The organism is Azospirillum sp. B21 (assembly GCF_008364825.1).
Classification (GTDB): Bacteria; Pseudomonadota; Alphaproteobacteria; order Azospirillales; family Azospirillaceae; genus Azospirillum.
On sequence record NZ_VTTO01000012.1, the window covers coordinates 169064 to 176969 of the forward strand.

A 7906-nucleotide genomic window follows, 5' to 3' on the forward strand; every position below is an offset into this window, starting at 1 on the left:
GCACCGCCGGATCCCGCATGAACACGGCGGAGACGAGAATGGACAAGCACCAAGAGACGACCACCCGCCTGCCCGGGCCCGAGCCCCTGCGCTTCCAGGTCGAGGGGCTGGACTGCCAAAACGAGGTCCGCGCGCTCAAGGCGGCCGTCGGCCCTCTGGTTGGTGGCGAGGACAAGCTCGCCTTCGACACCAAGGCCGGAACCATGGACGTCGCGCCGCAGGACCGTGCCGCGCCCGCGGACATCGAGCGGGCGGTCGCCGCCACCGGGATGCGCGCCAGCCTATGGCGCGGCGAGACGGTCGAGCTCCGCTTCAAGGTCCGTGGGCTCGACTGCCAGAACGAGGTGCGCGCGCTCAAGGCGGCCGTCGGGCCCGTTGTGGGCGGCGAGGAGCGGCTCGCCTTCGACACGAAGGCCGGGACGATGACCGTGTCCTCCGCAGCCCCGGCCTCCATCGACGACATCCGCCGCGCCGTTGCGACCACGGGCATGCAGGCCGAACTCTGGCCCGACGGCGCTGTTCCGCCACCGGCACCAACCGGTGGCTCCTGCGGCATGTCCTGCGGGGCATCCGCCCTGACCACGCCCGTCCCGGTCCAACTGCCGGGCCAGACGGTGCTGCGCATCCACGGCATGGACTGCGGCGAGGAGGTGGCCGCGCTGAAGCGCGAGGTCGGCCCGGTGGTCGGCGGCGAGGACAAGCTCGCCTTCGACCTCATCAACGGCCGCATGTCGATCTCCGGCGACCCGGATGCCGCGACCCTGGAGCGGGTCAGCACGGCCGTGGCCCGGACCGGCATGCAGGCGGAGCTCTGGCAGGAGGGAGCCAGCACGGAGGCGACCGAGGCGGAGGAGCGCCGACGGCGCCTCCAGACCACGCTCACGACGGCCAGCGGTGTCCTCGCGGCCGTCGGCTTCGGGCTGCACGCCTGGCTTGGCGGCGGCGCCGCGGTCGCCTTCATGGGCGAGGCCGAGGCGCCGTGGGTTGCCATCCTCACCTACGCCGTCTCGATCCTCTGCGCGGTGCGCTACGTCGCTCCGAAGGCGTGGTTGGCGGCACGGCGGCTGCGGCCGGACATGAACCTGCTGATGGTCGTCGCCGTCATCGGCGCCGTCCTGATCGGCGAGTGGTTCGAGGCGGCCACCGTGTCCTTCTTCTTCGCCCTCGCCCTCGCCCTTGAGGCGTGGAGCCTGGGACGGGCGCGCCGCGCCGTCGCCGCGCTGATGGAGCTTGCCCCGCCGACGGCGCGGGTGCGCTTCCCGGACGGCACCGAGCGCGAGGTGCCCGCGGGCGAGGTCGCCGTCGGGGCGCACATCGTCGTCCGCCCCGGCGACAAGCTGCCGCTCGACGGCCGGGTCGCCGCCGGAACGAGCGACGTCAACCAAGCCCCCATCACCGGCGAGAGCGCGCCGGTGGCGGTGGCGCCAGGCTCCGAGGTCTTCGCCGGGACCATCAACGGCGCGGGCGCGCTCGAGATCGAGACCACCAAGGCCGCCCAGGACACCACGCTCGCCCAGATCATCCGCATGGTCGGCTCGGCGCAGAGCCGCCGCGCGCCGACCGAGGCGTGGGTCGAGCGGTTCGCCCGCATCTACACACCCGTGGTCATGGCGTTGGCGATCGCCGTCTTCCTGCTGCCGCCGCTGCTGTTCGGCGGCGAGTGGCAGGCGTGGTTCTACCGCGCCCTGGTGCTGCTGGTGATCGCCTGCCCGTGCGCCCTGGTCATCTCGACGCCGGTCAGCATCGTCGCCGCGCTCACCGGCGCGGCCCGCAACGGTGTGCTGGTCAAGGGCGGCGTTTACCTCGAGGCGCCCGCCCATCTCAAGGCGGTCGCCATGGACAAGACCGGCACGCTGACCGAGGGGCGCCCGCGGGTCGCCGACCTGGTCCCGCTCGGCGGCCGCGGCGAAGCGGACCTCCTGGCGCTCGCGGCGGCGCTGGAGGCGCGCAGCGAGCACCCGCTCGCCCACGCTATCCTGGAGAACGCCAAGGAACGGGGCGTGTCGCCGGTCCCCGCGGAGGATGTCCAGGCGGTGCCCGGCCGGGGCGTCACCGGCCGGGTGGACGGGCGCGCGGTGTGGCTGGGCTCGCGCCGCTACCTGGAGGAGCGCGGCTTCGCCACCCCCGAGGCGCTGCGGCGCGCCGACGAGTTGGCGGCGGCCGGGCGCACCCTGGTCGCCGTCGGCGACGAGGGCGGCGTGTGGGGGCTGGTCGCGGTCGCCGACACCGTCCGGCCCGCCGCCCGCGCCGTGGTCGCGGCGCTGCACGCGGCGGGCATCCAGCGCGTGGTCATGCTGACCGGCGACAACCGGGCCACCGCCGAGGCGATCGCCCGCGAGACGGGTGTGGATGAGGTGCGGGCCGAGCTCCTTCCGGCCGACAAGGTGGCCGCGGTCGAGGATCTCGTCGCGCAGCACGGGGCGGTCGCCATGGTCGGCGACGGCGTCAACGACGCCCCGGCCATGGCCCGGGCCAACCTGGGCATCGCCATGGGCGCGGTCGGCACGGACGCCGCCATCGAGACCGCCGACATTGCCCTGATGTCGGACGACCTCTCGAAGCTGCCGTGGCTGGTCCGGCACTCGCGAGAAACGCTGGGCATCATTCGGCAGAACATCGGCTTCTCGCTCGCCGTGAAGCTGGTGTTCGTCGTCCTGACCTTCGTCGGGATGGCCTCGCTGTGGGGCGCCATCGCCGCCGACGTCGGGGCTTCGTTGCTCGTCGTCCTGAACGGGTTGCGCCTGCTGAAGGCTCAATCCGCGACCGCGTAGCGCGTGCCTCTCGCACGCACCGCCGCGCCCGCTACGTGCAGCGGCGGGGGCGGCGGGCGCGGCAGCGCCATGATGCCGGAGCAATGCCTCCTCTACCGGTGCCCTATAGGCACCCCGTCTGCCACCGGTTTCAAGGAGCCCCCTCATGAGTGACACCTACATGCTGGCGGCGCTGCTGGGCATCGTCGAAGGCTTGACCGAGTTCATCCCTGTCTCCTCCACGGGGCACCTCATCCTGCTTGTCGATCTCCTCGGCTTTCAGGGGCCGCCTGGCAAAGTGTTCGAGATCGTCGTTCAACTCGGAGCGATCCTCGCCGTGTGCTGGGTGTATCGCGCCAAGCTCCTTGGAGTCGCCACCGGGCTGCCGCACGACCCCGCCGCTCGTCACTTTGCCGTCGTCGTCCTTCTGGCGTTCCTTCCGGCGGCGTTGGTCGGCGCCCTGGCGCATGGATTCATCAAGAGCGTGCTGTTTTCCCCCTATGTGGTTTCGGTGAGCCTCATCCTGGGCGGCTTGGCCATCCTTGTGATCGAGCGCGCCATCCCAGTGTCGCGGGTGCACGAGATCGAAGGGCTCCGTCCCAGGACGGCGCTTCTGATCGGTGCCTTCCAGACCCTGGCGATGATCCCGGGTGTCTCCCGCTCAGGGGCGACCATCATGGGGTCGCTGCTGCTGCGCGTCGATCGCAGGACGGCAGCCGAGTTCTCCTTTTTCTTGGCCATCCCGACCATGCTCGGCGCAACCACCCTCGACATCTACAAGAACCCGGGCGTTCTCAACCCGGACGACGCGCTCGTGGTTGTCGTCGGCTTCGCCGCGGCATTTCTCGCAGCGCTTGCCGTCGTGCGCGTGGTCGTGGCGTTCGTCGGCCGTCACGGCTTCACACCGTTCGCTTGGTATCGCATCGCCGCCGGGGCGACCATGCTCGCCATCCTTGCGGCTCGTTGATCGCCTCCCAACGGCCCGTGGGATCGAACCTCCGGCATGCCGTCTCCACGCCCACAGAGGACACCGCATGACATTGCAAAGTGCCGCCCCAAACAACACGCTCACTGGGCGCCGGAGGAGGCTCGGGGCTGCACTCCTCGCCGCCACCTTTGCCGTCGCGCTCGACCAAGGCTCGAAGTGGGCGATCATCGAGCACGTCATGAATCCCCCGCGCCTGATCGAAGTAACGCCGTTCTTCAATCTCACGCTTGGCTTCAACCGGGGTGTCAGCTTCGGGCTGTTCGGCGATGGGGCCGTGGGACCTTGGCTGCTCTCCGGCCTCGCGCTGACCATCGTCGCCCTTCTCCTCGCCTGGGCAATGCGCTCTATAAGCCAGAGCGAGGCGGCCGCCCTGGGCGCCATCATCGGCGGCGCCCTGGGCAACGTCATCGACCGGGTCCGCCAGGGCGCAGTCACGGACTTCCTCGACCTGCACGCCTTTGGTTGGCACTGGCCTGCCTTCAACTTGGCGGACGCGGCCATCTTCTGTGGCGTGGCGATGCTGCTGCTGCTCTCCTGGCTGGGCAAGTCGGTCGAGCCGTTTCAATCCCGGCCCTGAGCGGCCAGGACATCATGGGCATTTCGTAGGACTACGGGTATGAACGGCATCGTTTGCAGGTTCCTGGCTTCGGGCATGCGCACTCCAGGGTTCGGCCCTCTTGCGATGGTCGCGGGCCTGATGGTCTCGGCCGCTACTCCCGCCGGGGCCGCGGAGGGGCCATGGGCATCCCACGATACGGCCAAGGCTCGGCTGGTCGCCGCGATCGAGGCGACGGGGACGCTCGAGACCGTGCCCGCCGGTCTGCATGTCGTGCTTGCTGACGGGTGGAAGACGTACTGGCGCTCGCCCGGCGACGCCGGGGCGCCGCCCAGCGTTGACTGGTCGGCCTCGGAGAACGTCAAGAAGGTCGAGTTCCGCTGGCCCGCGCCTCACCGGTTCACGCTCTTCGGCCTGGAAACCTTTGGCTACGCCGAGGAGGTGGTGTTCCCGCTCGACGTGGCCTTGGAACGGCCCGGCGAGCCGACCGCGCTGCGCGGCAAGGCCGACATCCTGGTGTGCAGCAACATTTGCGTGCCGGTCGTCCTCGACCTCGCCCTCGACCTGCCCGCCGGTGGTGCGGCCGCCGATCCGGAGGCGGGCAACCTGATCGCGCGCTTCCAGGCGGCCATACCCGACGACGGCACCCACTCCGGCCTGCGGGTCGAGGGCGCGATCCTCGAACCGGGTCGGCCGGGAACGCTCGCCGTGAGCATCGTCTCGGACCGCCCGCTTCAAGAGCCGGACGTCCTGCTCGAGAGCCGCGACTGGACCTTCGGCAGGCCGGAACTCTCCTTTGCGCCGGACGGCCGGAGGGTCACCGCCAGGCTGCCCATCGGTGCCGGTCCAGACGCCGTGAGCATGCCCGGCAGCAGCATCACCGCAACCGTGACGGACGGCCCGCGTGCCGCGGAGTTCCGGCTAACGGTCGCCGCCGCCCCGGCGGGAGCGCTGCCGCGGATCGGGCCGCTCGTCACGACCCTCGGAATCGCCCTGCTCGGCGGCCTGGTGCTGAACCTGATGCCCTGCGTCCTGCCGGTGCTGAGCCTGAAACTGATGTCGGTGATCGGACACCGTGATCGGGAGCGGCGCCGCATCCGCCTCGGCTTCCTCGCGACCGCTGCGGGGATTGTGGCCTCCATGCTCGTGATGGCAGGCGCCCTGGTGGGGCTGAAGGCGGCCGGGATGGCCGTGGGCTGGGGCGTGCAGTTCCAGCAGCCCGTATTCCTGGTGCTCATGGCGGCCGTCCTCGTCGTGTTCGCGCTGGGTCTCGCGGGTGGGCCCGAGATCCCGCTACCGTCCCGAGTGGCGTCTGTCCTCGGCCACGCGGGCGGCGACGGCTTGGGCGGCAACGTCGCGGCGGGGGCGTTCGCGACGCTGCTGGCGACACCGTGCTCCGCGCCGTTCGTCGGCACGGCCGTGGCGTTCGCACTGGCCCGGGGCCCGGCCGAGATCCTGGCGATCTTCACCGCGCTCGGCCTGGGGCTCGCCGCGCCGTATCTCCTGGTATCGGCGTTCCCCCGGCTCACGGGCCTCCTGCCGCGCCCGGGACGTTGGATGATGATGTTGCGGCGCCTGCTTGCGCTGGCGCTGCTCGGGACCGCGGCGTGGCTCCTGAGCGTGCTGGCGGCCCAGACCTCCTGGCCGTCCTCCGCTGCGGTCGCCGCCGCGCTGTTCGTTCTCGCCGCCGCGCTTCTGTTCCGCTCCCGCCTCGGACGAGCCGCGGCCGTGTTGACCGCGGTCACCGCTCTCTCCGGCGCGCTCGCCGCCCCGGTGGTGCTCGATGCCGCGACGCGGACCCTTTCGCCGCCTGCGGCATCCTCGGCGGCCAAGTGGACCCGGTTCGACCAAGCCGAGATCGGACGCTTGGTCGCCCAAGGACGGACGGTGTTCGTCGATGTCACCGCGGACTGGTGCATCACCTGCAAGGCCAACAAATCCCTGGTCCTGGATCGGCCAGAAGTCGCGGCCGCCCTCACCGCCGATGGTGTCGTGCCCATGCGGGCCGACTGGACCCGGCCCGACGCGCGGATCTCCGACTACCTCGCCCGGCACGACCGGTACGGCATCCCGTTCAACGCCGTCTACGGGCCAGGCGCGCCGCGTGGTATCGTGCTGCCTGAGATCCTCTCGAACGGGGCCGTCCTCGATGCGCTCGCCCAGGCCAGGGGCGGCGGCTCATGACAGAGCCTGCGGACACCAAACGGACGGTGTTGCGCCCCGAGGCCGCCCAGCATGGGTGCGCCGATACAGATGCCAACGACGCTGCCGGAGCGCCTGCGCTGGAGTTGCTGTGGCGGACGACACTCGCCCTGCCTCTGGGCGGTCTGGCTGTCCTCGCGCTGCCGCCGTTTTCGTTCTTCCCGGTGCTGGTCCTCGCGTTCGGCGGCTTCTTCCTGCTGCTTGAGGGCGTGGCGCCCGCAGCCGCCGCGATCCTGGGATGGGGCTTCGGTTTCGGGTTCTTCGTCACCGGCGCGCAATGGATCGCCGAGAGCCTCTATGTCGATGGTGGACGGTTGGGGTGGTTGGCCGTTCCAGCGGTCGCCGGGCTTAGTGGTTTCCTGGCCCTCTTCATCGCCGCGGCCGCATGGGCCTTCGCCCGCCTCAGGGGCCGCGGGACGTCAGGGGCTCTGCTGTTCGCGTCTCTTTGGACCGCGGCCGAATGGCTGCGAGGCCATCTGCTGACCGGCTTCCCCTGGAACCTGGCCGCCTATGCCTGGACGGACTACGCGGCGCCCCGGCAGGCCGCCGCGGTGGTGGGCAGCTACGGCCTGAGCCTGCTGACGGTCCTCGCCGCCACGCTCCCGGCGGTCGCGATCCTCAACACCTCCGGCCGGGACCGCCGCTGGGCGATCCTGATTGCGGGGATTGTCGTCGCCATGCTCTTGAGCGGCAGCCTCCGGCTGTCTTCCGACGACTCGGGGAAAGCCACCGGACCGATCGTGCGCGTTGTTCAAGGCAACATCGCGCAAGCACTGAAATGGCTCCCCGAGCGGCGGGCGGCGACCGTCGAGCGATACCTGGATCTCTCGTCCAGGCCCGGCCGCTACGATGTCCTTCTGTGGCCCGAGACCGCCTTTCCAGGCTTTCTCGAGGAGAACGGGGCCGTGCTGGACCGGATCGGCACGCTGCTGCCGCGGGGCGCCCATCTTCTGGCCGGAACGCCTCGGCGCACCGCGGAGCCCGAAGGCCCCGCATACTGGAACAGCATCGCCGCCGTGGACGACCACGGCCGGATAACGGCCACCTACGCCAAGCATCACCTCGTGCCCTTCGGCGAGTACGTGCCCTGGCGGGGCGTGTTGCCGATCGAACGGCTGGTGGCCGGGCTTGGGGACTTCTCCGCCGGGCCGGGGCCACGTACGATCCCGCTTGGCGGTAGGGCGGTGGGGCTGTCGATCTGCTACGAGGCGATCTTCCCCGGCGCGGTGGTCGATCGGGAGGAGCGCCCGACCTGGATCTTCAATGCCACCAACGACGCCTGGTTCGGGACCTCGATCGGGCCATACCAGCACCTCGCCTCGGCCCGCATGCGGGCATTGTCACATAAACCGCGGGGCTGGCGAGCTCCTGTTGCACTGGGCATAGTGGCGGGATGAGACGTGAGCCCGA

The 7906-nt window shown here is 70.8% G+C and carries 5 protein-coding genes; all 5 read left to right on the forward strand.

Features of this window, described 5'->3' with window-relative positions; all coding sequences use genetic code 11:
- Positions 1 to 38 precede the first annotated feature (38 nt).
- The 5 genes from FZ983_RS24535 (at position 39) to lnt (ending at position 7893) form a co-directional block, all read left to right on the forward strand.
- Positions 39 to 2771, forward strand: a complete 2733-nt coding sequence (locus FZ983_RS24535; protein ID WP_149226313.1) for a heavy metal translocating P-type ATPase — start codon at positions 39 to 41, stop codon at positions 2769 to 2771.
- A gap of 145 nt (positions 2772 to 2916) precedes the next feature.
- Entirely contained in the window at positions 2917 to 3717 is an 801-nt protein-coding gene (locus tag FZ983_RS24540; protein ID WP_149226315.1) for an undecaprenyl-diphosphate phosphatase, read from the forward strand.
- Positions 3718 to 3784: 67 nt separating this feature from the next.
- Complete coding sequence (gene lspA / locus FZ983_RS24545; RefSeq protein ID WP_149226317.1) at positions 3785 to 4315, forward strand: signal peptidase II; 531 nt, start codon at positions 3785 to 3787, stop codon at positions 4313 to 4315.
- Positions 4316 to 4354: 39 nt separating this feature from the next.
- A complete protein-coding gene (locus tag FZ983_RS24550; RefSeq protein ID WP_247883954.1) occupies positions 4355 to 6478 on the forward strand; it encodes a protein-disulfide reductase DsbD domain-containing protein in 2124 nt (707 codons plus the stop codon).
- Complete coding sequence (gene lnt, locus FZ983_RS24555) at positions 6475 to 7893, forward strand: apolipoprotein N-acyltransferase (RefSeq protein ID WP_149226319.1); 1419 nt, start codon at positions 6475 to 6477, stop codon at positions 7891 to 7893. The genes FZ983_RS24550 and lnt overlap by 4 nt, the downstream gene beginning before the upstream one ends.
- Positions 7894 to 7906: the final 13 nt, after the last annotated feature.

What these genes read in the sequence shown, in the direction of transcription:
- FZ983_RS24535 (WP_149226313.1), top strand. Translation starts at nt 39, where the DNA reads ATGGACAAGCACCAAGAGACGACCACCCGCCTGCCCGGGCCCGAGCCC.
- FZ983_RS24540 (WP_149226315.1), top strand. Translation starts at nt 2,917, where the DNA reads ATGAGTGACACCTACATGCTGGCGGCGCTGCTGGGCATCGTCGAAGGC.
- lspA (WP_149226317.1), top strand. Translation starts at nt 3,785, where the DNA reads ATGACATTGCAAAGTGCCGCCCCAAACAACACGCTCACTGGGCGCCGG.
- FZ983_RS24550 (WP_247883954.1), top strand. Translation starts at nt 4,355, where the DNA reads ATGAACGGCATCGTTTGCAGGTTCCTGGCTTCGGGCATGCGCACTCCA.
- lnt (WP_149226319.1), top strand. Translation starts at nt 6,475, where the DNA reads ATGACAGAGCCTGCGGACACCAAACGGACGGTGTTGCGCCCCGAGGCC.